Source organism: Leclercia sp. GHBNCSD (assembly GCF_055805075.1).
In genome coordinates, this window is the sequence record NZ_JBQVYO010000003.1 from 63,451 (window position 1) to 86,847 (window position 23,397).

Annotated in this window: 32 protein-coding genes and 1 pseudogene; 8 read left to right on the forward strand and 25 right to left on the reverse strand. The window is 53.7% G+C overall.

The genetic code is table 11. The features are described from left to right. Nucleotides 1–6: 6 nt before the first annotated feature. From traB to ACT3IC_RS22875, 5 genes are read right to left on the reverse strand one after another with little or no spacing between them, the layout of a single operon-like run. On the reverse strand, nt 7–1,410 hold the full coding sequence (gene traB, locus ACT3IC_RS22855; protein WP_473479639.1) for an F-type conjugal transfer pilus assembly protein TraB: 1,404 nt from the start codon (nt 1,408–1,410) through the stop codon (nt 7–9). Continuing rightward, a complete protein-coding gene (traK, locus tag ACT3IC_RS22860; RefSeq protein ID WP_473479642.1) occupies nt 1,407–2,147 on the reverse strand; it encodes a type-F conjugative transfer system secretin TraK in 741 nt (246 codons plus the stop codon). The genes traB and traK overlap by 4 nt, the downstream gene beginning before the upstream one ends. 11 nt (nt 2,148–2,158) lie before the next feature. Next, entirely contained in the window at nt 2,159–2,743 is a 585-nt protein-coding gene (locus ACT3IC_RS22865) for a TraE/TraK family type IV conjugative transfer system protein (RefSeq protein WP_473479644.1), read from the reverse strand. 5 nt (nt 2,744–2,748) lie between these two features. Beyond that, nucleotides 2,749–3,051, reverse strand: coding sequence for a type IV conjugative transfer system protein TraL (gene traL / locus ACT3IC_RS22870; protein WP_106995147.1), 303 nt, complete (start codon nt 3,049–3,051; stop codon nt 2,749–2,751). A 2-nt stretch (nt 3,052–3,053) separates the two neighbouring features. After that, complete coding sequence (locus tag ACT3IC_RS22875) at nt 3,054–3,407, reverse strand: type IV conjugative transfer system pilin TraA (protein WP_473479647.1); 354 nt, start codon at nt 3,405–3,407, stop codon at nt 3,054–3,056. Nucleotides 3,408–3,603: 196 nt separating this feature from the next. Between ACT3IC_RS22875 and ACT3IC_RS22880 the strand changes: the two genes are divergently transcribed. Then, entirely contained in the window at nt 3,604–4,245 is a 642-nt protein-coding gene (locus ACT3IC_RS22880; protein WP_473479650.1) for an Arc family DNA-binding protein, read from the forward strand. Nucleotides 4,246–4,283: 38 nt separating this feature from the next. On the opposite strand, the gene ACT3IC_RS22885 is transcribed toward ACT3IC_RS22880, so the two are convergent. Next, nucleotides 4,284–4,670 carry a relaxosome protein TraM gene (locus ACT3IC_RS22885; RefSeq protein ID WP_148569912.1) on the reverse strand — a complete coding sequence of 129 codons (387 nt, stop codon included), beginning with the start codon at nt 4,668–4,670 and terminating at the stop codon, nt 4,284–4,286. Nucleotides 4,671–5,281: 611 nt separating this feature from the next. On the opposite strand from ACT3IC_RS22885, the gene ACT3IC_RS22890 reads away from it, so the two are divergent. Then, the gene (locus tag ACT3IC_RS22890) at nt 5,282–5,821 is read left to right on the forward strand and encodes a lytic transglycosylase domain-containing protein (RefSeq protein ID WP_473479653.1); all 540 of its coding nucleotides are present in this window, start codon (nt 5,282–5,284) and stop codon (nt 5,819–5,821) included. A gap of 27 nt (nt 5,822–5,848) precedes the next feature. Here the strand turns inward: ACT3IC_RS22890 and ACT3IC_RS22895 are convergent, their stop codons facing one another. Further along, nucleotides 5,849–6,670 carry a DUF932 domain-containing protein gene (locus ACT3IC_RS22895; RefSeq protein WP_394854202.1) on the reverse strand — a complete coding sequence of 274 codons (822 nt, stop codon included), beginning with the start codon at nt 6,668–6,670 and terminating at the stop codon, nt 5,849–5,851. An 11-nt stretch (nt 6,671–6,681) separates the two neighbouring features. Beyond that, on the reverse strand, nt 6,682–7,119 hold the full coding sequence (locus ACT3IC_RS22900; RefSeq protein WP_473479656.1) for a hypothetical protein: 438 nt from the start codon (nt 7,117–7,119) through the stop codon (nt 6,682–6,684). A gap of 420 nt (nt 7,120–7,539) precedes the next feature. Here ACT3IC_RS22900 and ACT3IC_RS22905 point away from each other — a divergent pair, with 420 nt between their 5' ends. Then, nucleotides 7,540–7,743, forward strand: a complete 204-nt coding sequence (locus ACT3IC_RS22905) for a hypothetical protein (RefSeq protein WP_473479658.1) — start codon at nt 7,540–7,542, stop codon at nt 7,741–7,743. Between the two features lie 7 nt (nt 7,744–7,750). On the opposite strand, the gene ACT3IC_RS22910 is transcribed toward ACT3IC_RS22905, so the two are convergent. The 5 genes from ACT3IC_RS22910 to ACT3IC_RS22930 all read right to left on the reverse strand — a co-directional run bounded on the left by ACT3IC_RS22910 (nt 7,751) and on the right by ACT3IC_RS22930 (nt 10,124). Beyond that, nucleotides 7,751–8,089: a hypothetical protein gene (locus tag ACT3IC_RS22910; protein ID WP_473479660.1), complete on the reverse strand. Its 339-nt coding sequence runs from the start codon at nt 8,087–8,089 to the stop codon at nt 7,751–7,753. 42 nt (nt 8,090–8,131) lie between these two features. After that, nucleotides 8,132–8,932, reverse strand: coding sequence for an N-6 DNA methylase (locus ACT3IC_RS22915; protein ID WP_473479663.1), 801 nt, complete (start codon nt 8,930–8,932; stop codon nt 8,132–8,134). Nucleotides 8,933–8,971: 39 nt separating this feature from the next. Then, on the reverse strand, nt 8,972–9,118 hold the full coding sequence (locus tag ACT3IC_RS22920) for a succinate dehydrogenase flavoprotein subunit (protein ID WP_104652329.1): 147 nt from the start codon (nt 9,116–9,118) through the stop codon (nt 8,972–8,974). Nucleotides 9,119–9,205: 87 nt separating this feature from the next. After that, nucleotides 9,206–9,667 (reverse strand): hypothetical protein, encoded by a 462-nt coding sequence (locus tag ACT3IC_RS22925; RefSeq protein WP_473479666.1) that lies wholly within the window; start codon nt 9,665–9,667, stop codon nt 9,206–9,208. Between the two features lie 64 nt (nt 9,668–9,731). Beyond that, entirely contained in the window at nt 9,732–10,124 is a 393-nt protein-coding gene (locus ACT3IC_RS22930; protein ID WP_473479668.1) for a hypothetical protein, read from the reverse strand. 548 nt (nt 10,125–10,672) lie between these two features. On the opposite strand from ACT3IC_RS22930, the gene ACT3IC_RS22935 reads away from it, so the two are divergent. Beyond that, entirely contained in the window at nt 10,673–10,915 is a 243-nt protein-coding gene (locus ACT3IC_RS22935) for a DUF2767 family protein (RefSeq protein WP_473479671.1), read from the forward strand. A 272-nt stretch (nt 10,916–11,187) separates the two neighbouring features. On the opposite strand, the gene ACT3IC_RS22940 is transcribed toward ACT3IC_RS22935, so the two are convergent. From ACT3IC_RS22940 to ACT3IC_RS22995, 12 genes and pseudogenes are all read right to left on the reverse strand, one after another. Beyond that, nucleotides 11,188–11,310 (reverse strand): Hok/Gef family protein, encoded by a 123-nt coding sequence (locus ACT3IC_RS22940; protein WP_225988692.1) that lies wholly within the window; start codon nt 11,308–11,310, stop codon nt 11,188–11,190. Then, a pseudogene (locus ACT3IC_RS22945) lies at nt 11,258–11,407 on the reverse strand (DUF5431 family protein); the annotation flags it as partial. The pseudogene ACT3IC_RS22945 and the gene ACT3IC_RS22940, both read right to left, overlap by 53 nt. Nucleotides 11,408–11,603: 196 nt before the next feature. Then, on the reverse strand, nt 11,604–12,335 hold the full coding sequence (locus ACT3IC_RS22950; protein ID WP_473479673.1) for a plasmid SOS inhibition protein A: 732 nt from the start codon (nt 12,333–12,335) through the stop codon (nt 11,604–11,606). Then, a complete protein-coding gene (gene psiB, locus ACT3IC_RS22955; protein ID WP_473479676.1) occupies nt 12,332–12,766 on the reverse strand; it encodes a conjugation system SOS inhibitor PsiB in 435 nt (144 codons plus the stop codon). Before psiB ends, ACT3IC_RS22950 begins: the two co-directional genes overlap by 4 nt. A 37-nt stretch (nt 12,767–12,803) precedes the next feature. After that, nucleotides 12,804–14,816, reverse strand: coding sequence for a ParB/RepB/Spo0J family partition protein (locus ACT3IC_RS22960; RefSeq protein ID WP_473479678.1), 2,013 nt, complete (start codon nt 14,814–14,816; stop codon nt 12,804–12,806). 67 nt (nt 14,817–14,883) lie between these two features. Further along, on the reverse strand, nt 14,884–15,249 hold the full coding sequence (locus ACT3IC_RS22965) for a hypothetical protein (protein WP_473479681.1): 366 nt from the start codon (nt 15,247–15,249) through the stop codon (nt 14,884–14,886). Between the two features lie 61 nt (nt 15,250–15,310). Further along, the gene (locus tag ACT3IC_RS22970) at nt 15,311–15,529 is read right to left on the reverse strand and encodes a hypothetical protein (protein WP_473479788.1); all 219 of its coding nucleotides are present in this window, start codon (nt 15,527–15,529) and stop codon (nt 15,311–15,313) included. Between the two features lie 769 nt (nt 15,530–16,298). Then, nucleotides 16,299–16,496 carry a hypothetical protein gene (locus tag ACT3IC_RS22975; RefSeq protein ID WP_473479684.1) on the reverse strand — a complete coding sequence of 66 codons (198 nt, stop codon included), beginning with the start codon at nt 16,494–16,496 and terminating at the stop codon, nt 16,299–16,301. 53 nt (nt 16,497–16,549) lie between these two features. After that, nucleotides 16,550–16,981 carry an antirestriction protein gene (locus ACT3IC_RS22980; RefSeq protein ID WP_234115809.1) on the reverse strand — a complete coding sequence of 144 codons (432 nt, stop codon included), beginning with the start codon at nt 16,979–16,981 and terminating at the stop codon, nt 16,550–16,552. A gap of 356 nt (nt 16,982–17,337) precedes the next feature. After that, nucleotides 17,338–17,760, reverse strand: coding sequence for a DUF1380 family protein (locus ACT3IC_RS22985; protein ID WP_473479687.1), 423 nt, complete (start codon nt 17,758–17,760; stop codon nt 17,338–17,340). A gap of 51 nt (nt 17,761–17,811) precedes the next feature. Further along, nucleotides 17,812–18,033 carry a hypothetical protein gene (locus ACT3IC_RS22990; RefSeq protein ID WP_148569892.1) on the reverse strand — a complete coding sequence of 74 codons (222 nt, stop codon included), beginning with the start codon at nt 18,031–18,033 and terminating at the stop codon, nt 17,812–17,814. Then, nucleotides 18,030–18,722, reverse strand: a complete 693-nt coding sequence (locus tag ACT3IC_RS22995) for a DNA methylase (RefSeq protein WP_181726290.1) — start codon at nt 18,720–18,722, stop codon at nt 18,030–18,032. The genes ACT3IC_RS22990 and ACT3IC_RS22995 overlap by 4 nt, the downstream gene beginning before the upstream one ends. Between ACT3IC_RS22995 and ACT3IC_RS23000 the strand changes: the two genes are divergently transcribed. The 4 genes from ACT3IC_RS23000 (at nt 18,721) to ACT3IC_RS23015 (ending at nt 23,197) form a co-directional block, all read left to right on the forward strand. Beyond that, on the forward strand, nt 18,721–18,852 hold the full coding sequence (locus ACT3IC_RS23000; protein ID WP_262364825.1) for a hypothetical protein: 132 nt from the start codon (nt 18,721–18,723) through the stop codon (nt 18,850–18,852). The two genes, ACT3IC_RS22995 and ACT3IC_RS23000, sit on opposite strands and share 2 nt — an antisense overlap. A 424-nt stretch (nt 18,853–19,276) precedes the next feature. Next, nucleotides 19,277–20,176: a hypothetical protein gene (locus ACT3IC_RS23005; RefSeq protein WP_473479691.1), complete on the forward strand. Its 900-nt coding sequence runs from the start codon at nt 19,277–19,279 to the stop codon at nt 20,174–20,176. A gap of 320 nt (nt 20,177–20,496) precedes the next feature. Further along, nucleotides 20,497–21,474 (forward strand): bacteriophage abortive infection AbiH family protein, encoded by a 978-nt coding sequence (locus tag ACT3IC_RS23010; RefSeq protein WP_473479693.1) that lies wholly within the window; start codon nt 20,497–20,499, stop codon nt 21,472–21,474. Between the two features lie 226 nt (nt 21,475–21,700). Then, nucleotides 21,701–23,197: a YaaC family protein gene (locus tag ACT3IC_RS23015; RefSeq protein WP_473479696.1), complete on the forward strand. Its 1,497-nt coding sequence runs from the start codon at nt 21,701–21,703 to the stop codon at nt 23,195–23,197. Nucleotides 23,198–23,397: the final 200 nt, after the last annotated feature.

A 23,397-nucleotide genomic window follows, 5' to 3' on the forward strand; every position in this document is an offset into this window, starting at 1 on the left:
TGCTCCTCAATTGATGGTATCCCCGAGGCGCAGCTGGCTGGCCTGACGCAGGACGTCATCCGGGTTGATATTGCCGACGGAGGTGGTGCTGGTTGTGGTCTGGCTGACGGGCTCCGGGCCGACAGCGTTCTGCGCGGCGGTACCGGCTTTCTGCAGTTCCTCTTTCGCCTTTTCTTCCTCAGCATCTTCCAGCGTTTCAAGGCGGAACCCTTCCTGGAACACCACTGTGACGCGGTTGCCCGCACCAATATCAATCACCGGATGGTATTGCTCAGCGCGCTTAATCCAGTACTGGCTGAGGGTGTCAGCCGCCTTGCTTGCTCCGCCCCCGAGACCCTGTTTGAACACATCACCGGCGCTGACGTCTGCCGTGGCACCCAGCCCGACGGAAGGTGTGGCAGCAGACTTGATGCCTTCCCCGAAGCCGGACAGCAGGCCGGCGGCACCGGCATAGCCGACAATCATACCGTTACGCATGACAGGCTTCCCACGAATGCCCCCTTTACCCTGGTAGCTGACGTGGCCGTTGAACGCCATGTCGACGTGCTTGCCGTTCTTCAGCACGCAGCTGATGGTTTTCGTGCGTACCTCACCGCGTTCACTGGAAATATCACCCCAGATTTCACCCACCACAAAGCAGCCTTCTGCGCTGTACTCTTTGTCGTTTGGCATCTGGATACTCCCCAGCAGGCGGAACGTCACCGGGCGGGTATTCTGCTTGCCGGTGACGCTGGCGTTGGCGTCCGCCCCTTCAATCATGATGGCGTCAGAGAAGGAGCCGGAAGGTATCCAGGGTAACTTCGTGGGTTTCTTTTTGAGTCTGTCGTAGCTGAACGTGGCGGTTGTCAGCCCTCCGGTCATGCGCTGCCCGCTTCCCCCCGGATAGAACGCTGTGCCCTGCCCCCTGTTCAGCGTACCAGTGGCGGCCGGTGTGCCTGCGGGAGTGACGGTGTATGCATCGGGCCGGGCCTGGCCGGCAGCAACCGGTCCCGGCAGAGGTATGCCACCAGGACCGGCAGGTGGTGTCTGCTGGCCGGATGATGACGTGCCCGGGGAGGTTCTCTGCAGCTGGTCAGTCAGGCGCTGAATTTCCGCATCCTTGTCTGCCAGCTTTTGTTCGGTGGTGAGTTTGTTCTGGTTGACCTGCTGTGAAAGCATGCTCAGTTGAGACTCAAGCGCGGATGTTTTTGCCTGCTGCTGCGCCAGCGCGGACTCCGCGACCTGCTCATTAAACGCGGCGGTAACAACGCCCGCCATGTTGGGGGCGGCAACGGGTGCGGCCTGCTTCTTCTGTTCCTGGTGGTGTCCGTACCACATCACTCCACCGGCAGTGGCGGCCCCGGTAAGGATAAGGCCCGCCAGAATGGCGAGCTGGGTACGGCGGGTTTTCAGGTTTTCATTCAGACTCATGAGTGTGGTGCTCCGTCATCTGAGAAGACAATCCAGGCATACCCTTCTCCACCCGCGTACAGCTGGTTTTGCGAAAGCATGACTGCCCTGACGCCCCTGAGCCAGAAATCGCGTTCGCGCAGGCTCCGGGTCACGTTGCCAGGGTTGGTCATGCGAAAGCGCACCACCCGCAGATGGTGACCCACAAACTGGCGTTCCGGCGTGAGGCGAACACTGGTCGCAGGTGAGTAGGCTTTCATACGGCTGACCGGGTATTCCGTATAGTCATCCGGGACCTGGCCATTGGCGACGCTACGGGCCAGGGAAACCAGCGTTTTTTCGTAGGTCTGCCCTTCTTCCCAGGTTTTCGCGTCGTCGTTCTTACGCACGGGAGGCGATAAAGGCGTAAAACGCAGCGTTTTGCCATTCCCTGGCTGGGGCCTGACATTCAGGCTGAGTGATGAACCGTGATCGGTCTGGATAAACAGTGTGAAGTTCTGCCCGACAAGTGGGGACAGAATGAGGGCACCCTCTTCGGTGGTGCTCTGGTCATAGGCACCGGAGGGTCCGCTGATGCTGGTAATCAGTTCCCCGTCGACAACGACTTTATTGGGACTGTTATTGCTGAGACTGACATTAAAGGCGGCATCATTCTCAAACGGGATGGCAGCAGGTGCAGAAGCGGCCCGAAGGCCGCTGGTAAAAAGTCCTGTTGCCAGTAACACAGCAGCAGCTGCCGGTGAAATGCGGTGATTCATGGGCAGTCCTGTCAGTTAGTGGTGGTGACCTGTTGCAGCTCCGAGAAGTCCAGAAGGTTAACCTGGCCGTTCTCGTAGCGTATTTTGAGTCGGTAGCGTTTGTCCTGGTCGGCCAGTGAAGTGGTAATGGCTCCGTTGGTGGTGGACGATTTCAGCGTACCGCTGAACTCGACCACACCAGGCTCTGCCATTACACGGATTTCACGGGTATCGAACCGGGTGGTAATGCCTCCTTTTTTGATGCGCTCTGCTTCAATATCCAGTGCCTTTTTGAGGGGGTCACGTTCAGCGGAAGGGACAAACCCGAGCAGCATCTTCTGGTTGTTGTCGATGTTTTCCGGACTCACATTCAGCCGCCAGTAAATAAAGGAGGAGGCAAACATGGTCATGCCGGAAGCATCGGCACCCGAAGAGTCGGAAGCGAAAGGCTGGTTATATGACATCGGGGTGGTAATGGTCTTCTGGGTGGTGGCGAAATACCATGCCAGAGACCCCGTCAGTACATTTCCCGCCCCCAGAAGAAAGACTAAGGAGGAGAGCCCAATAAACGCATAACTGAGTTGTTTATCGCGCTCACCTTTAACCTGTAACTTCATGGTATTTACGACCTCCAGTGTCGGAAACTGGAATCAGGTATCTGGCGAAAGGCGACTTTAAATAACAGAGTTGGAAGATACCAGTAGCAAAAATTCAGCAACCAGTATGACCCCTGCCCTTTTTTCAGATACCTGACCAGGGCCCACAGCAGGCCCGCAATTATGGTTAACTCAGTAGACATATCATTGAGTACACCGAGCAAAATCAGTGGCGCCACAATAATAAGTTCATCGAGAGGCAAGCCTAAATAACGGTCCTGCTGATTGAGCGTTTCCGGGAAGTAGTATTTATCTTCTTCCCCGCTCATTATTAGCTCGCAATGCCAAAGGCAACGCGAGTAAAGATAATTGCCATAACAATACCGACAAACACCAGAGGAGAGCGGGCTTTAATATAAATAAACAGGCCCATGATGATTTCAGCAATATAGAACCACTTCACCAGGGAAGAACCGGAACCGAAAGTATTGTTCACGGTGGTGTTCTGGGTTGCCAGTAAATCCGTTCCCGCAGCCAGGATCGGGTGAGCGACCATAAGTGAAATTAAAACCAGACCGCCACTTTTGACGAATTTCTTTAACTGGCGATTTTCGCGCGCCTTGCGGAATAAAGACGCTACCGCCCGTCCCTTCACGATGTTAAGGGCATTACCTTTGATGAACATGCTTGTTTTCTCCGAAGTAAACAAAAGTGATCTGCGCAAGTGTTTGTTTACGCAGGCGTTATTGTCCCATGACCTCAAAAAAAAAAAACTGTGACGCATGTCACACTTTTGGATATCTTTCGGATTTATCTGAATATATAAGTGAGTAGTCTTGTTTTTCCTGAAGGCGGTGGGTTTGCAATGGGGATCTATAGCTATGAAAGTTAAAGAGAAAATGTGGGAAGGTCGTGGCCGTCCCCGCAAGTTTCAACCGGGCGAGGCGGTGGAATGGCGGTTACGTGCGCCGGATAATTTGCTGATGGAACTTAGAATATGTGCCCGGGCTGGTAAAAGAAGTGTCAATGAGGAAATTATTGCCCGCCTTTTATTGTCCCTTAATTACCACCCTGATGTGCCATTAATAAAAACGGCGGACGCTGAAAAACTGATTTCTCTGGCAGTGAAATTTGAGTTATGGCTTGAGCAATTGCTTGATACCGGCGGGGGTGATAAGGACGGTAAAAATATATCTTCAGTGCATGAGGAGGTGCTCTGGATGTGGCGAGAGGGTGAGAGAGTTTTACTTCCGGGAAAAACGACAGGTTACAGCATGCGTATTCCTGAAAATCTTGCGGATGAGGTCAGGGTAATGGCCAGGGTGCATCACCGCAGTCTGAATGACGAAATGCTGACAAGGTTGATGAATACGCTGGGTTATTTCACCGCCCGCGTTCTTGACCAGAACGAGGATGCGCAGGCCCTGAAAGTGCTGTGTATGGAGTTTGAGGTCTTCTTAAAAGAAAAAATATCTGACGCGGAGAAAGGCGGGCTTCCGTGGGATAAAGACAGCCCTCAGTGATCGATGGCGGCCGGACTGATTCGGCCGCATGTATTTTTCTACTTAGATACAAAATGCTGATTACCTGCATTATCCTCTGCATCGTTGATGGCGCTGATACTCTGATTAATCAGCTCATCCAGTGACCCTCTGTATTGCTCACCTTTTACAGAAACAAAAATTTCAGACACAAGAGCGGTTAAAATCATAATTCCTTCCCGGGATCCGGATACTTTTTGTATCAGGTCCCGACGGAACCCCTCAAGGTCAAAGACTGATGCTTCATCTTTTGATTTGTAGACCATCAGTCCCAGGCGAACAAGTTCATTAACCATAGAAGAAAAGTTCATGTCTGAGGATGTAGCCCCCTTCTGAATCTCAATATCGAGAATATCCTGTATTTCGCGATCTATCTTATCTTTGAAGTAGATGTTCTTGCGTGGCATCTTATTTTCCTGTGGTTTTCACGCAGTGCCTGATGCAGCACTGTAAGGTTATAATTTGTAAGTCAGCTGCTGTGCCTTATCAGTCCATTGAAAACAACAGAGCTAAAATAATGTGTGTTAATCCGGCACTGCTGTGTGTGCTAATCCAGCACCATGAGGTGTGGGGATGCAGCACTGTTACGTGTGGGGATCCGGCACTGTTGCATTTTAAGTTACTCTAATTATTAATTACACACAATCCCCACACTTTGCAGTGCCGTTGCAGGCACTGTTATGTGTGTTAATCCGGCACTGCAATGTGTGGGGTATAACACACCTTTTAGCCTCATACACTCAATCCCCGCATTATTGGTTAGTTTATGCCACTGAATTTAAAGATAAAATCTGCAAGACAAAGTCTTGCGTGGGGTGTGATGTTTTAAATGGTTAGTAAAGAGCGGCTCTGATATACCTGCTCCGGTCTGGTTTTGTTTATTGTGGGAGGTTGGTAAACATGTCACTAAAAGCGCTTCCGCGCGTTTGTAGGGAATTAACTTGATTCCGGTGATCTGCCGGGGTATTTTTTAGAACACCTTCCACAGCGCCTTATATAAAGCTTAACAGGCATAAACATGAAAATATTGTTGTTCCCCTCAGTCCTGCTGATGATGTCATTGTCTGCGGGTGCGGCTCCTCAGATGTGCTTTGACCAGGCAGGCAAGGATTACCAGATTGACCCGCTGTTGCTGATGTCAATTTCTATTAAAGAAAGCAGACTGAAACCAAAGGCAATCAATGGATCGAATCGCAACGGCACAGAAGATGTCTGCGGTATGCAGGTAAACAGCTCCCATTACGGGAAGCTTAAAGATTTTAATATTAACCGGGAAAGGCTTTTAAATGATCCGTGTATTTGTGTTTACACGGGCGCATGGGTTCTGGCGCATAACTTCCAGTCTTACGGTAAAAACTGGGACAGCGTGGGAATGTATAACACCGGTCCGAACAAAAGGATGATTGATCGCCGTCGTGCGTATGCCCGTGATATCAAAAATATATATCGGGTGTTACTGGCCAGAAAAGATATTCTTGCACAGCGTGCCGGGAGTTCGGGAGAGATGGTCAACGGTGCCGGGGTACAGACTGATTCGCCTTCGATATTGGCACAATAAAAAGCCGCTCATCAGAGCGGCATATTTTCAGGCCTTCAGCTTTGCAAATTCTTCCGCCATTTTCCACAGCGCCTGATTCAGTTTAATATCACCATCAATGCCGGTGACTTCTCGCGTTCTGGTGCGCGATCCTTTCGCTGTCTTACCGGAAATCCCGCCCTTGATCACGTTTTCCTGAATACGGTTAAACGTGGTCCATAAATCGGGGCTTTTGTCTTCCCAGCGACGGGACTGTAATAACTGGTCAGGAGTGACAGGGGAATGACCGCCATCATATTTGTATTCCAGCGCAGCGGCGCTTAAAAGACGCTGTTCCGGCTCCGACAGCTGGATGCCTTTCATCAGGTCAATATTTCCAGAGACTGTATCGAAGGTTTCCAGAACGGTATAAGCACCCTCAATAACCTGCCCCACAATATCCCCTTTGTGAGGGACTTTAATCTCGCCAAAATTTTTCCAGGCGACCAGACCATTTGTGCATATCTGACGGAACATGCCGGGGATCATTTTGTAACTGCTGGAGCCATCATGGCTGTTCAGCAGAATAATTTCCGGGACTTCTTTACCCGCGATTTGATCGTGGCGACGCAGGCGTAATAAGTGTTTGGTGAACTCACGCTTTTCAACATCGCGGGTTCGTGACTGCGTGGCATAATAAGGCTGAAAACCTTCTTCACGCAGGCGATCCAGAATTTCAATGGTCGGGATATAGGTATAGCGATCTGAGCGTGATTCATGTTTCTCGGCAGAAAAAGCGCTCGGCACAATACGCTGTAATTCGTCATTGGTCAGCGGGCGGTTCTGGCGAATTGAGGTTGGTGCGCGGTAACGGTTTGCAAAGCTGATCATAATATTCCCCTTTAATTAGATTTGACTGAAGTTAAAACACGAAAGAAATTTTCTTGCGGCAGCGTAATAGCGACCGGCCAGCTGTCCACAATCCAGATCGAAACACGTTCATCGCTGTATTTATTCAGCATGATCATTTCAAGGCCGCATGCTGGCGGTGTGAAAACGGCTGGCTGCGGTTCGCCTTCGGTTGCTGCCAGTACCCAGCAAAACAGCTCGGTAAACTGGGCAACGGAAAGGGTTGAATCACATCTTCCGGAAGATTCTTGAGCGGCGGTTTTGACGTTGACGTTTCGTGTGTGCATCCTGGTTTTCTCCTGTGGTGATGGTTGTCCATCTCCCTGGTGAGTTCTCTCGCGGCAGAGGGCAAAGGAGCGACGGCGAAGGGCGGAAGGAAAGGGGCGACGGCGGAAAGTTTTTGCCCGCAAAAAGTTTCTGACGGCGTGCATTTCACCCCTTGGATGACGACCCGACGGTGCTACGACCAGCCCTCCGCGGGAGGACACACAGGGTGATGGCCTCACCGGGGGAACAGGATGCACGCACCCGACACGTCGGAACGGCGTGGCGGCATCAGAGCGACGGCATCAGCCGGCGCGGTGGAGGCGACGCGACCGGCACGGTCGCCGTGAGCCGGGATGTTGACCTTCGCCATCAGACCCTAGCGAAGCCCGAAACCCGCAGGGGTTCGGCGGAGACCGGACGGTGCGCAGCAGCGGCCCTGGCGGAGTGGGGCTCGACGACTGAACCGCGCAGCGGGTCAGGAGCCGAAGGGGGCCATTGCCCCGCCCTTTATGATTGTGCAGCCCCTAACCTTGTTCTGGTCCAGCAACAGCACGGTTCAGGCCAGCAGGAAAATGGATGGAGTGATGGCGCAAAACTACCTGACGCGAGTGGAGCGGTTGCGGATGAGCGGCGCGGGCGCCGCAGGCGCGTCCGCCTTCTCTGCCCCGAAGGGGCTTATCTTTTCGCCCGTTATCCACTGGCACGTTGCACAGAACGGCCTGAAAGCTGTGGATAAACAAAGGGGAAGCACGCCCCGTGCCTCCCCCGTTCATTTGCCTGTATTTTAATCAGCGTTTACCAGCTGATTTCCCCGTCATCTTCGCCGCTTTCCTGTTCAAAGTGCATTCTGGCCATCTGCAGCGCGGCGTTGAAACGCGCTTCACCTGTTCCGCCCGTCCCGCACTGCTCACACAGGTGCAGCATGTCGCCCAGAAGATCCGTCAGCACCGTGTCCAGTGACTCGCCGTCATCATCAAGCCCGGTCAGGCGTGCAAACTGCCAGAGCGCCACCGCTGCCAGCGCGGCGCGATCGTCATTGCTGCGGATTGGCACCGGACTCAATGCCCCATCGACCTGCGCCGCCATTGCCTTCAGCACGGTGGCCGGAACCATATTCAGCTCGTTATCGTTCATTCTGTTCTCCTCCGGGCAGGCCCTGCCTGCCCTCTCTTATGTTCAGGCGGCCGCTCTGGCCATAAACTTACGCATGGCATCGATGCGGCTACGGAACGCGAGCCGATCCGCCCAGTTGTTCAGGTAATACACGGGGGTGTAGCGCACGCAATTCACCTGGAGCGTCAGCGTATTGCCGGTGATCACCTCTGCCGGAATACCGAGTAGGCTCAGCTGAACAAAGGCAATATCCGCCACCATCGGATCGATATCGGTACAGCGCGAGTAAAGATGTTCTGAGGGGTTCAGACCGGCCTCAAGCATGCACTGCGCCCAGGCGATGACCATCCCTGCCCCGCCGCAGGCGGGCTCGTCCACAGTCACCCAGCCCTGACGCGCCACAACGTCAGGCACATCCTGTGACAGCATTTTTGCCATCATCAGCTGGAGATCATACGGGGTGAAAAACTGTGCCATTTCAGCCGCGCCCAGCTCGAGCTCCATCAGCAGGGAGCCCAGAAAATCCTGAAATTTGCCCTCAAGCGCCGTGACCATCAGACAGAACAGCTGTTTAAAGTCGCTGAGGTCGCCGGGTTTGTAGCGTTCGCAGATGCGGCGGCTTTCTTCGATGTTCTCCGGCGTGCGGATTCGGGCCATATCCAGCTCGCGGGCGGCCAGTGAGATGAAGTCCCGGAACACCTCCAGACGGCGCATAGACGGCGCGGCATGACGGAACACGCTGATAAACTGCCTGCGTGCCTCCTCCGGCATGATCATGCGCGGCGGGCTGGCTGGCTCCGGTACCGGTACCGGTACGGCGGCGGGTTCGGTCATAAACAGGGTTTCAAAATCGAGTTGTGACATGGTTTTCCTTACCGGCCGCCCGTGGGCGGCCGTCTCCTGTTATGCCAGACCCAGACCGGCGTACACCGTGGTCATAAACTCCTGCCACTGGCCGAAGCGCAGCGCGGGCATGTGGGCACGTTTACCGGCACGAATGGCATTTACAAACGCCTCCGCCTGTGCGACAGTTTGCGGGTCAAATTTCATGATCAAACTCCTTACGTTGGTTGTGATTGCCGGTTCACCGTTGGCGCGGCTACCCGGCGTTGAGAAAGCAGGGGCAACCCTGCTTTTTTAATGCCCGGTATCTGGCATATCCCCCAGGCAGAAAAGGTTAATCACTTCGCCAATCAGCGCCCTGTGCGTCAGGGTGTGCAGGTCGTGGCATTCGAAGAAACGCTCCCCGTAACGCACAAAAATCGCGGTCACGTCCCCGCCCGTGAACTCCATTGACTTGAACGATTCCCCGCCATAACCCCGACACCAGTCCATCGGTGGCAGCATCTCCAGCTGGCTGACGTAATGATCTTCCGTGGTTTCTTTCCACGGGCGACGATATCCGGCGTTTTGCAATTCCAGTGCGTCTGCTTCGGTCACCAGAATCGTATCGGGGTAAATACGGCGCACAGCGTCCAGCGAGGCCGCCCCGTTTTCCGTCACCCATTCACCGTTCTGCTGTTTTGCCCAGGCATAGAGGGTATTATGGGACGGGACATAAAAGGCCATTGAGGCTGCGGTCGGGGTAGTAACGTTCATCTGATTGACTCCTGAATATTGTCTGTTTCTGCCATATAACCCGGCAGCGGTGCTGCCGGACTGATTAACCGTGAAGCCAGCAGGGTTCGCCGCTGTTGTTCTGGCATCCGGGACATGCCGCCGTCTCAGCAAACTCTGCCGCCGTACCCCAGCCGTCTTTCCACGCGCTGACCAGTTCAGGCACGTCGGTGATCATGTGCGGGGGTGTGGTCTCGCCTGCCCTGAAATCGTGGTAGCCCTCAAACTGCGCCTCGATCTGCGCGTCTGACATCTCGCACTCTGCCTTTGCCTTGTCGATGGCCAGCATCACCCGCGCCATACCCCACTTAATGCGTAACGCCAGCCCCGGAAACGGCGGCAACCTGTCCGGCAGGGTCACGGCGTTAACGGTGTTTTCCCCCATCTTCCTGGAAGATTCTTGAGCGGCGGTTCTGACGTTGACGTTTCGTGTGTGCATCCTGGTTTTCTCCTGTGGTGATGGTTGTCCATCTCCCTGGTGAGTTCTCTCGCGGCAGGGGCCGAGGAGCAACGGCGAAGGGCGGAAGGAAAGGGGCGCAGACAAAAGTTTTTGCGGGCCTTCGCAAAAAGTTTTGGCGGAGTTCATTTCACCCCTTGGATGACGACCCGACGGTGCTACGACAAGCCCTCCGCGTGAGGACACACAGGGGGATGGCCTCACCGGGGGAACAGGATGCACACACCCGACACGTCGGAACGGCGTGGCGACATTAAAGCGGCGGCATCAGCCGGCGCGGTGGAGGCGACGCGACCGGCCCGGTCGCTGTGAGCCGGGGGGTTGACCTTCGCCATCAGACCCTAGCGAAGCCCGAACCCCGAAGGGATTCGGCGGAGACTGGCCGGTGCGCAGCAGCGGCCCTGGCGGAGTGGGGCTCGACGACTGAACCGCGCAGCGGGTCAGGAGCCGAAGGGGGCCACAGGGTGTGGACCTGTGGTCTTTGATATATGCTGAATCAGAGCGAATAATGCACAGAGAGAACGTCCATCATGCCAGAACTGAAAAACGGGACGGATGACAATAAAAGTGTTCTTTATGATGAAGCCTGCCGGATCATCGGACAGTGCTGTCTGATGCTGGCCAGTAACGGCGCTGAAACGCATCGTGACCAGCTGGTTTATCAGCTGAAAAGGCTTCACTGGAAATTCATGGTTGAAACTGATGTTTCGCACACCGGCATACTGTTTGCCATCGAGCAGCTCGCAACAGCGCGAGACGACAAATTCGGATGAACGATACCGGTTCATGGCATCTCACATTAACAGCATTTTGTATTTCATTTGTAATACGGCGGGGGAAGAGAGCGGGCGCGCCGGAGGCGCTGCCGCCCTGCCCCGTTCCCCTGAAGGGGAACTGCCCTTGCGGTTTGTTCATGCGAGCGGTCGCGACCGTAAGGAAAAAGGGGCTACCGGCGAACCGGCAACCCCTTCATAAAGGCGCTTGTGGTCAGACTGGACGACACCAGAAGCCCTGAAAAGGCGGGGTTTCCCCCGCCTCCAGGTTGCTACTTACCGTTGGATTCGTAAGCCAGCACTGCAGCGACCTCCCTGTTTCCGTCCTTCAGCCGGAATTCGCATAAGCGATCCCGGGTCAGGCATGTGAATATCAAGAGCGTTAAACACACGATTAATACGCACCAGATCAGGGCGTTTCGCGGCAGTTTCATGGATTACTCCTCCTTGCATTAAGCACGGTAAGAGCCCATACTGATGTTGTCGAGACATACAGTGGGCCTCGTGGTTTGGTTAATGAAAATTAACTTTACTACGGGGCTTTCTGCCTTCTGCCTCACAACAACCATAACAAACCCATAACGTCATGAGGCAAAAAGCCTCAAGCGCCGTCGCCATTATACCCCGATGCCTGTTTTCTGCCCAGGAATAACCGCCTGAAAACTGTATAAATCCTCACCCTTTCCCTTCAGTCAGTGACAACCTTATGACGCAGTTTATTCGGTATCTGCCAGCGCTCAGCGGCGCTGATATGCTCCGGCGTATCCCGGACGATATACGCAACTTCATACATCACGGCATAAAGTGGTTCCTGGCTCAGGCGCAGCCAGTGCAACGCCTTCAGCGACGCGAACCGCGTCTGCCAGCGCCAGAACGCAGGCTCCAGCTCCCCCGCGTCTAACTCGTCGCTCCAGCGGGTGTACCATGTGCAGACGGTTTCGGGTGACTGGAAGTTCAGATCCAGTTCGGCCTGTGCGAGCAGGTTCCGGCGCAGCCGCCACTGCTGATCGACTTCCCGTGCTTCGCGGCGCAGCTGCCGGGTGGTGCTGATTTTCGCCCTGTGCAGTCGCCTGTCCGTCCGGGTGTGCATGACCTCCGGGAACAGCTCGGCCTGAACATCCGGCGTCAGCGGCAGCGGACAGGCTTCACCGCCTGTGGCGATCATAATCTCCAGCGCTTCCTCAACCTGTTTCAGGTTCGAATGGCGGTTCTTTGGCACCCAGTTCAGCCCCGGGATCTGACGGGCCACCGTGGCATTCAGGCGACCGCTGCCCGTCAGCACGCGAAGAAAGGTGCGCACATATGGCATGGCGGGCAGACGTGTGCCGCGTTCCCGGGATGACTCGACTAAACTGATGGCCTGAATCGCCGCCTGACGGGCAGGTTTCAGGGAAACGAGCGCATGTGAGGACGGGATCATGCTGTCACCTCCCCACTCATCAGGTTAACCACGGTGCTGGCGGTGCAGTTGAACCGTCGCAGACCTGCCATCTGTGCAATCAGCTGACTGACACGATCGGGCTGGAGCGTTTTGTTCTGGTACAGGGTGCGCACGACTTCACCGCCGGAAGAGAGCAGCACCAGAAGCCAGTACGGCGATACTTCGCCAGGACTGCACACACACAGGTGCCAGGCATCACTGTCATCAGCACTGAAACGGCACTGTACAGGGAAAAAGCCGCCAAACTCGCTGCGGTACTCGGCGCAGACACGCCAGCCCTCTGGTATTGTCAGCAGACCGATCACGGCATCGCTGAGGGCACGGCGCACGTCCTCGCCCTGCTGGCGGATAAACTCAAAATCAGATTCGGTCAGGGTATTAATTCGGGTCAGGTCATAATGCATTGTCATGTTTTTTCCCGCCGCCTGGAGGCGGCGGTCTCCGGTATCAGGCTGCGTGGTCAGTGGTTTCAGTAACGGTTTGGGCGGCTTCATCGGCCTGTTCAGCTGGCGCGGAACGCACCATCCAGTCAGGCACCCAGCCCACTGCACTGAGATCTTTCGCTGCTGCCTGCGCCGCATCGCGGCGCTTGAGTTTCACAACCTCGCCAGCCCGGTCTGCCATCCCGGCATCTTCGTATGCCCGGCCAATCTGGATGATTTTCAGCTTGCCGAAGTAGTTCTCTGCATCCGGTTGCCACCAGTTACGCAGGTCAAAGTCCAGTGCAGCCTCCAGTCCATCAAGCTCACTTTTTTCGGTACGGTTATACAGCCGTTCCTGAAGGCCATTAATCCCGTGGGCGGCACAGAAGCCCAACAGCGCATTGACCTGCTCCGCAGGCCATGTCAGCAGCCAGGTGAAATCCAGATGCCAGTTTTCCGGCAACGTCGCCTGAATGGCTTCACGCTGTGCTTTCAGCGACATCAGGGCTTTACCCTCTTCCCCTGACGGAGCCAGCGAGGCAAGGAGGTGCTGATTCGTGGTAACGGAGGCTTTCAGGGGTTCCCGGCGATGTCCGTAATTGCGATCAAACATAGAGAGGCACAGCGTCCATGTCAGCAGGGCCACTGATACATCCGGTCGCCCTGCCAGCTCGGCCTGAACCGCGAGCGTACGCTCGGCAGACATGGCCTTCACCAGTGTCGCGGGATAAGCGTCAGCGGGAATCTCCGGCGTGGTATAGGTGATCACGTTGTTCGCGTTTTCGTGCGCCTGTCGGGCCTCTTCCTCCTGCTGGCGATCCTCCTCAGTCAGCCTACGGATCCCCGGCTGAACCTGAAAATCACTGCCATTCCATGACACCCAGATACCGTGTGCAGCGCGGAACTCTGGTGTGGCTTCGCGGTACGTGGCTTCACAGTAAATATCATCAATCATCTGCTGTAATTCGTATTCGTCTTCATAAGCCGCACAGCCATCCATCGCATCCTCAAGCTCACGGACCCGCTGCTGTTCATCGTCCGTCAGGACACCCTGCGGCATGGCGAAACGGTACTGCTCCTTGTCCTCACCGTGGCCACGCAGCTCTGTCATGCGGAACTCTGCCCAGCCCCAGCCCTGCTCCTTTTTTAACCGGGCCGCAAGGACGGTCAGTTTGCCATCCAGAAGCGATCTGACCAGCGCAGCATCCACAAAGGTGCTGTCCTTATCGCTGAACAGATCTGCGGTCAGTTCACCGCCTGCTGCGGTGTAAGCGTCCTCACCAACAAAAACGAACATCGGGTGGCTGATGGGCATTTTGTCGTCTGTCGCCATTTTGCGCAGGGTGTGGGCGACCGGGGCACGACCGTTCCACTGCGCCTTAGCATCCTCCCAGACCTGCATCTGTCGTTCGTGGGAATCGGCAAGCGTCAGCGCCTCGCACTGCTCAAGCTCCAGTTCATCCCGCGCCAGCGCATCCAGCAGGGCCGGGGCAAGGTTCGCCAGCTTCAGGCATCGCTGGACATGGCGCGGATGGAAGCCCATCAGTGCGCCGATCTGCGAAGGCGTTTTGCCGTCCTGCTGAAGAGTACGAAAACCAATAATCTGCTCGGCAGGATGCATGTTCTTGCGTCTGCCGTTCTCGATCATCGAGGCCGCTACTGCCAGCTCTACGGGCAGGATTTTCACCGGAACAAAAGGCGTGTCAGCATCAACCACACCGCGTAATACCAGAATACCGGTTCCCCGGCGGCGACCTTCCCCGCCCACGATGCCGATGGTGCCGTCAGGCTGATCCACACCGATCAGATTCTGAAGAATACCCACAGCCTCAATGCTGTTGGCCATCTCTTCCACTTCCCCCTCGGTATGCGCAATGATGCGCGTGTTCAGTTCTGAGCGTGTCAGACGGGAGAAAGGGAAGATTTGCACAGGCGTGTCCGCGAGGAGTTGCACGAGCTTCTGCTCCGTGGTCTGCGCGGTTTTAGCAGCTGATTTTTTGCTGCGCGGTGTTTTTGCCGTAGAATTGCTGGCGACCATTATTTTTACCTCTTCGTTTAAGTGATGGTTTGCCGTGGCCGGATTGCCCTCCGGTCACGGCTTCCGGTTAATCGGTGATGCGTTCAGGGTGCGCAGCCAGTGCTGCAAAAGACGGATAGCTGTCGAGAACCTTCATCATGGCTTTCGCGCTCTCGAGCATGGCGATATCTGCGGCTGACGCGCGGTTTTCACAGACCGCGATCGTTGCCAGTACGCCGGATTTCATGTCAGAAAAACGCTCATACATACGGTTGCTGAAGAGGACGCGCTGGCCCTCTGCCATGACCTGCCAGTTGTTGCAGTCGTTAAAACGGGTGTCCACGTTGTCGAACTCCACCACATGGGTGTCGGTGGCCTGAATGCGCAGCAGCTTCACCATGTCGCGGCTCTCTCCGACTTTTTTACCCGTCAGGGCAGTTTTCAGGTTCTGCATTTTTTCTCCTTTCTGGTGGTTAAGGCCGGATCCCCGGCCCGGTAAATACCGCGCGTACGGACTACTTCACGCCGGGGCGACGGAACATATCGGCAAGAATATTTCGCCGGGTATAAGGTGCCCCCGCCGCTTTCAAATCTTCCAGAACGTTCCATGCGTAGCTGACCTGCGTCCCGTGAACAGCGATAAGGCGGGCTGTCTGAGGCTCAGGAAAAGACAAAACCCATCTTCCGGAAGATTCTTGAGCGGCGGTTCTGACGTTGACGTTTCGTGTGTGCATCCTGGTTTTCTCCTGTGGTGATGGTTGTCCATCTCCCTGGTGAGTTCTCTCGCGGCAGAGGGCAAGGAGCGACGGCGAAGGGCGGAAGGAAAGGGGCGCAGACAAAAGTTTTTGCGGTCCTTCGCAAAAAGTTTTGGCGGCGTTCATTTCACCCCTTGGATGACGACCCGACGGTGCTACGACCAGCCCCCGCGGGAGGACACACAGGGGGATGGCCTCACCGGGGGAACAGGATGCACGCACCCGACACGTCGGAACGGCGTGGCGGCATCAGAGCGACGGCATCAGCCGGCGCGGTGGAGGTGACGCGACCGGCACGGTCGCTGTGAGCCGGGATGTTGACCTTCGCCATCAGACCCTAGCGAAGCCCGAAACCCGCAGGGGTTCGGCGGAGACTGGTCGGTGCGCAGCAGCGGCCCTGGCGGAGTGGGGCTCGACGACTGAACCGCGCAGCGGGTCAGGAGCCGAAGGGGGCCATGTGTAATATTCCGGAGAATTTGCTGATCGGGTTTCACTGCCCGGGCCTGCCCGTTAACCCGGGCAAACTGATCCTGCTGGCCATCGCACCCTGCAGATCAGCAAACAATTTTACTTCCGGTAGATTCGGTGTGTTTTTTACTCTGACATGTTTTACCCGCATGAGTCTGATGCTGTTCCGGACTCCGGGCGAAGGTGCAGCGCCGCAGGCGCTGACCTTATCGCCGTCAGCCCGCAGGGATGACAGGGTTTTCAGCGCGCGAACAGGCGGAGCCGTAGCCCCGCCCAGCTGTTACTGTTTGTCGCCCTGCCCGTCCTGAAGAATAAAATGGCCGCATAAGTATACGGAACACTGGCGGGTTGCGGATTCACACAATTCTTCCACCACTTTTGCGGTAGTAACCGGGCTGAGTCCCAAATCACGTCGTCTGGTGTTGATCAGGGCTTTGTACTGGCGCAGGATATTGCGTGTTTCGGCTGATAATTGCATTACGTCTCTCCTCTTCTTTCTGGATACCAGGCGGCAACGCCGCCCGCGGTCATTCAGTCCAGGGCACGCCAGATGGTTGCGCTTTCCGGGTGAGTGTCAGCAAACGCCATCAGTTGATCATGGCGGCGGCAAAAGTGGCGACACAGTTCTTCGTGGTCATGGTTGCTGTGGTGCCAGCTCCGGTGATTAAGAACCAGCGCAGTGAGGATGATCCCCGCCACTTCCCCGCTGACGGTCTGCTCAAACCAATTTTCAGCATTGCAAAACGTCAGGCTCTCCATGTCGGGCGCCATAAATCCGCCCCCGTCCGGCAGACGATAAAACTGCCAGAATCCCCCCACATAGTCGGGGCAATAGCGTCTGGCATAGGCATAGATGGATGCCTCGGACGTTATAAAATCGCCGCCAAACACATCCGGTAAGAAAGTCAGACGCTGCGCGCCCTCAAGACGAACGGCATCACAACGGGTCAGGGTCTGGTTCATACATTCTCCACAGTTAACATATTCTCGGTTCCGGCATCGCCGTGACGACACAGAAGACCGGCGAAAAGCGGAGGACGCAGGGGCGACGCCGCAAGCCGCAGCGCAAAGCCTTCACGGGCTGAATGCACCGTGAAGGGTGCGAACGGGTGAGGACGGCGGCGAAGCGAACCCTTGTGGCCGATGCGGCCGGGCTACAGTGAAGTCACGGCGCATGCCGTCACCGCACAGAGCTTCAGGGGAGGTTTACTGTCCCGACGTGGCCCGGCGGGCTGCGGCGGATAAAAGCGGAAGGTACTGACTTCCTTTTTCGCAGTGGATGGCCACTGGCAAGCCGGGGGCATTCCCCCGGCTCACTATCAGGCAGCAAGCGCCTCTTTAAGCTGGTACACGTCGTTTCTCGCCTCCTGTACGGCCTGCGGCTCGGGCCAGCCCGCCTCCCATGCCTGACCCGCCCGGTGCTCCAGCTCACACTCATAGTCCTGCAACACGCGTGTGAGCAGGGCCGCTGGCACGCTTACCTGCCGGTTTGCTTCTTCCCGGTGTTGCGTGAGCATGTCGTTCACGCTGGCCTGTGTGACGCCCTTAATCTGGTACACAGCCATATGCGTGTCGCCGATCGCTTTCATTATCCTGCGAGCCTCCTCTTCAGTCGGGAACTGGTTGTGTTTCCGGCACGCCGCTAATACCGCGTCCGTTGTCCAGACCAGCAGGGTCAGCGGTTCATTGACGGCGAACATGTTTTCAAGCTTCACACAGAGTTCTTCACGGGTTCCGTACATGATTTTCTCTCTTATCGGGTTAGCAGGCCGGGCACCGCCCGGCCGGGTCAGTCAGTCCTGAAAGGTTTCGTCCAGCACCAGGGCTTCGCGGTACGCTTCCAGTAAAAGGGTGTTTATCCGGCGCAGGGTCTGCGCGGCCATACGTTCAGCCAGCGTGGCCGCATCGTGCCTGTGCTGAGATTCGAGGCGGTTCAGCAGCATCCGCACATCACACATGGCATTGCTGAGGGTGGCGACGTCCGTGCGCAGATCCTCAAGTCCCGCATAGTTCATGCTGCCTCCGGATAGTCGGGATAAAAGGCCCCATCATTTGCGGCCGGCATTCTTCTCGACCTTTCAACCTGCGCCAGGCGACGAACGCCGGCGGCGTGGTACTCTTCAAGCATCTCGATCCCGATATAGCGCCGGCTGGTTTCGGCGGCCGCCACGCAGGTGGAGCCGGAACCGGCGAACGGATCCAGAACAATGGCACCCGGTCGGGTCAGGGATTCAATAAGCGGGCGCAGGCTCTGCACCGGCTTTTCAGTCGGGTGGTGACGGTTGCCCGTATATTTCCAGGGGATCACGTCCGGGATGGGACGGTCCGGCGTCTGTGGCCGGCCCTTCGCCAGCAGGTAGGCACTTTCGTGGGCATAGCCTACAAATGTTGATTTCGACGTATAGGATTTGGCAAAAACGATATGCCCCACAATCCGGAAGCCCGCCGTTTTCCAGGCATTAAGAAACAAATCTGCCCGGTTCCAGGCGTAGAAGCTCACCATCAGGCTGTCGTTTTTCAGGACGCGATACATCTCATGACAGGCCGGTTGCAGCCATTCCGGCGTGTTGTCGCCGGCAAGGGTACGCCCGGTGCGATCCTTATAGCCGACCAGGTACGGCGGATCGGTCAGAATAAAATCCACTGCACGCGACGGAAAACGGGACATGACCTGCACGCAGTCACCCAGGATAAAACGGGACATGGCACTCTCCTCTCTGATATACGGCACCCTGTTGCGCCGTGCCGCCACAAAAACCCGGCGTAAAGCGGAGGGCGCAGGGGCGATGCCGCAGGCCGCAGCGCAAGCCTTTCACGGGCTGAATGCGCCGTGAAAGGTGCGAACGGGTGAGGACAGAGACGAAGTGAACCCTTGCGACCGTAGCGGCCGGGTTAGCGTGAAGGCACGGCGTTGAATATGCCGCTGGCAGACAGCAGGAAGACGGAAGGGACCAGCATCCTTTATTTGGTCACAGTCTGCTATGTGCCAGAAGCGGACATTGCTGACGTTATCGAACATTAGGCCGGATAGCTAAGCTTGTGGCCCTCTTAGGGCAATGCTTACATTTCAATAATTGAGTATGATTATGAGATGATAGTGGTTTATTGTTAAATGGTGATCGGGACGGTAGGCAATTGCATTCGAGGATTTTATACTAGCCACAAGCTTTTATTAATTGAATACATTGAAAGCTGAATAGATCTAGGGCTTAGAAGAAAGCACAACTAAAAACTGACGCTTATCTTTATGGGGGAACAATGAGCGGTATTCGTATAACACAGGCTATTGACAACAATCAGATTTTAATAGACGTAATTGCTTTTAATTCTAGTGTTAATCCCTATCCACTCAAATGCCCTGATCCAAATTGCTCTGCTCATTTGGTATATGTCAAAAGCCATATTCGTAGGAATATTAACAAAACGCTGCATATTCCTGCTTTCTTTAGGCTGGAAAGAAAATTCACGCATGACGAATTTTGTCAGTATGGGACTTCAGGCCTAGATACAATTTATGCAGGTGATTCCAGTCATGATATCAGCCGTGCGCTTGCCAAAGGTAATAAAATATTCCGTATACATATACTCGATGTAGATGATATCGATAAATTAAGCAAAAAAGCTGCAGCTGTGCAGGCAAACCCGCCTTTTGATACTACAGACCGCGTTTATTTAAAGAGAGGCCGGAAAGCGCCTTACGTAAAGAACATGGACAGCTTACGGGAAATCTATGAATACGGAAAAGCTAACCCCAACCAGAGAAATACCATAAAAATTGTCACGGGAACAAGTACAGTAACGTGGTCTGATTTTTTCTATGAAACAGCTCAGCTAGATCAGTTATCAACTTACCTTCAGACTGTAAAAATAGCTCAGGTTGCTGTAATCATGAAAGTGCATGTGGCGAGAACACCCTTGGCGAAGTTTAATCATCGACACTTCATTGAAGGTTCGCCCATGAGGCTGAAAGGAGGCCCTAATGTATATCCTACGATTCAATTAGGAAATGTTACTCCGCAATTATTTCCTTTGAGCAGTAACGTTATGGTACTCGGTAAGTTTACTGTTCCAATAAATAGTAAAATGATAATGGATCCCGTATTTGATCGTGAAGTCAGAACCATAGTTTCTAGTGAAGAACAGGTGCTGCTCCTTTGAAATTACCGAAATCTGGTTCGGCTAACTCTGCCCAGTTTGAAAACATAATGCAATGAGCACATTTTCCACTGCTTTTTTTAATCATTTTTGCTTGATTAAAACTGACTTCCGCTCCTCGCTCGCAGCAGACGTGCGGCTCGGTTGTCTGACTGCCCCAAGCCATAAGCGGAAGTTGCTAGTGTAAGACTATGTTGATAAACGGGGAGCAGGTCACTAGTCTAGGTAAGAATGCTGAGTCAGTAATGCAAAAATCCGGTAAAATGCAAAAGCAATAATAATAAATAGCGAAACCCCTTGCTTACAGAAAGGATGATCGACAGATGAGACTGTACGTAACTGGAAACGGATTTGATTTACATCATGGACTTGATACCAGTTATTTTTCTTTCGGCTATTTTCTTCGAGCACACCAATGCGAGTCGTACAATAACTTGGTTGAGTTTGCCGGTTTCACAGACCTGCCTAAAGAACGTGATCAACTGGATAGTGAAGAACACCCTCTATGGTGTGAATTTGAAAGCAATCTGGCAGGATTAAACTCTCAGGCCGTATTGGACGAATTTAAAGATTTTCTTCCTCATCTGAGTGACCCTCATTTCCGTGATAGAGACTGGTATGCATTTGATATTGAAATGCAGCGAATACTTGAAAGCTTAACTAATGGCCTTTTCAGCCAGTTTGCGTCGTTTATTTCCCAGGTTAAGTATCCAGAGCTTACCGCTGATAAAGCACTACAAATATGTAACAACGCTCTGTTTATAAACTTTAATTACACCAGAACTGTTGAGTATTATTACGGCATAAAAAGTAGTCAGATGCTTTACATCCACGGCAATGCATCCTTACCTGGGGATAGGCTTATTCTGGGACATGGAATTGATCCAGTAAATTTCAAAGAGCATCCTAAGGAGCCGCCTACGAACTTAATGGATGAGGAGCTAGAACAGTGGTATCAGAACATGTCTGATAATTACGACTTTGCATATGAAACCGGAAAACAGACGTTGAATCGGTATTTTAACCATTCTTTTAAAAATACAGAGGAAGTGATGTCTGCATGCCAAGCATTTTTTTCACAACTCAACGCGGTAGACGAGGTGATCATTGTTGGACACTCTTTATCAACGGTCGACATGCCTTACTTCACTGCCATTAAACAACACGTCCAGCCTAATTCGACCTGGACGGCGACATGGTATCTTGAAAAAGAACGTCAACAACACTTCCATACGTTGCAGAGCATAGGCATTGAAAATCCCATAATTGTGCCAATCTGTAGCCTACTGGTAGGGTCGTGACTACAACAAAAATAGTGATAACTCAGCTAAACTGGTGCATTAGTATAAGGGCGTTATGTCCGCTTTTGGCTGTGAGTTCAACCGAAGAACGCTTTACATTAATTTTAGAGGGGCAAGTCACCACCGGTTATCTTTCGGCTGTCACGTGGGCTGGTTAGTTTTGACTATCGGCATTTCTTGTGCCCATGATCCAATGATGAATTTTTCTACGAAAAGGAGTGTGATTATGGGAGGAGTTGGTATCGAGTTACGCATGGGGATTTTGCATAGTGCCGCGAAGCAACAAATGCTAGGCCCCCTTTTGTCCCATGGGTGGAATGCTTCGGTCGTAGAAGATTCCAAAGATGGTGAATACTTAGTGATAGACGCCACAAAAGGTGCGAAAAAGCATTCAGTCGCACTAATGTATACGTCAGCAACAGATAATCGACACTACAGGCAGTTGGAAAGTAGGGTCAGTCATATTTTCACAAATGGCCAGCTTTACCATGTTGAGGAGTATACAAGAGGAGTCGCTACTCCAGTGTCTTCTCTGGATGACTTTTTTCCTCTGCTGGTCGAGTGGAATAGCGAATTAGCACCACCAAAACTAAGTAAAAAAACCGCAAACACCCCTGACTCGATAATCAGAATTGTTTCAGAAAATCCTTTGGCCGGTATCTGGGCTCGTCTGAATCAGTTCTCCAGCTCTGAGATAGCTAAAAGGCTGGTTTTAAGGCGAGCCGAGAGAGAAGGAGTTGTGCTGGCAGAAGAGCAGGTTCTTTCTAAAGCGTCCGGCATCGCGTTTGCATTGGGCAACGCTGCTGATTATTACAAAGGCGCGCCGTACGAAAGCTTGAATAAGCGAGTTCTTAGCTTGTACTACGGAACCTTGAGCCTTGCATTTGCAGAGATGCTAGCCGCACCTAATGGGCCCTCCGATCTTGATCAGCTGGAAGGCATGACCAAACAGGGGCATGGGCTGTTTGCTCTGTCATCAGTAACCGGTGATTTCGGAGACCTGAAGGTTGGTGTTCTGGCCTCTGGGTTTTACCCTAATTGGGTGAGTTTTCTGGGATATGACACCGGTTTTTATCCTAAGGCTAAAGCGAAATCCGTGGGCGATTTAGATAATTCGGTTAAGTATCCCTCACAGTCATTTACCGGCATGTCTGTTTTACTATCTGCGATTCCCGAATTGGGGGATCTCTTCACCCAGGTCTACGACGATGAGCCTGCTTGGGTTATTCCGTATTTTGATTCGATCTCTCAAAAAGCTGCTACTCCTTCGAGCAGTTACATAATGCTTAAGGACTTATCTAAAAAGATATCCGAGGCGCGAATTGCTTTGCAGGATTGGCCGCTTTCTGAGTTAACAAAGGTTGAAACTCTCAACGGTGGTGAAGTGTTTCGGGCGCGCGTTGATCATCAGGGGTTGAAGTCTTGGCACGATGCATTGTTATTGCATCGCAGCCCTTATCTAAGCAGCCCCACATTAATCTTGCCGGTATTGGGAGGCGTGCCGGAGTATAGGGTCACCTCCCTTGCAATATTGTATTCATTGTCAATTCTGGTGAGGTACATGCCAAGCGCCTGGAGGCGGGTGGAAGGAGGTGATTGGGACCAGCATTTAAGTGTCATGCGTACCGTACTGGACGTATTTGAGAGGATTCTCCCACAACAATTCCTTGAAAGCATTTCAGGTGAGCGTGTTCATACGAGCTTGCCAGGCTCTCTTATTTAACAAGCTCTTATCCTCGCAGAAGCGCTTAGGGCTTAGTTGTCACCGTACGAATGCTTCTCGCCTATTGCGCCCCTTCTGTCGGGAGCGATAGGCGACTTTTCGACATTGAGAACGGCTAATCAAATTGCACCACTAACCAGACAGCGGATGCCAGCGGTTACTAACAGTTTGTACCACTCAGATCATTGTTAGGCACCATA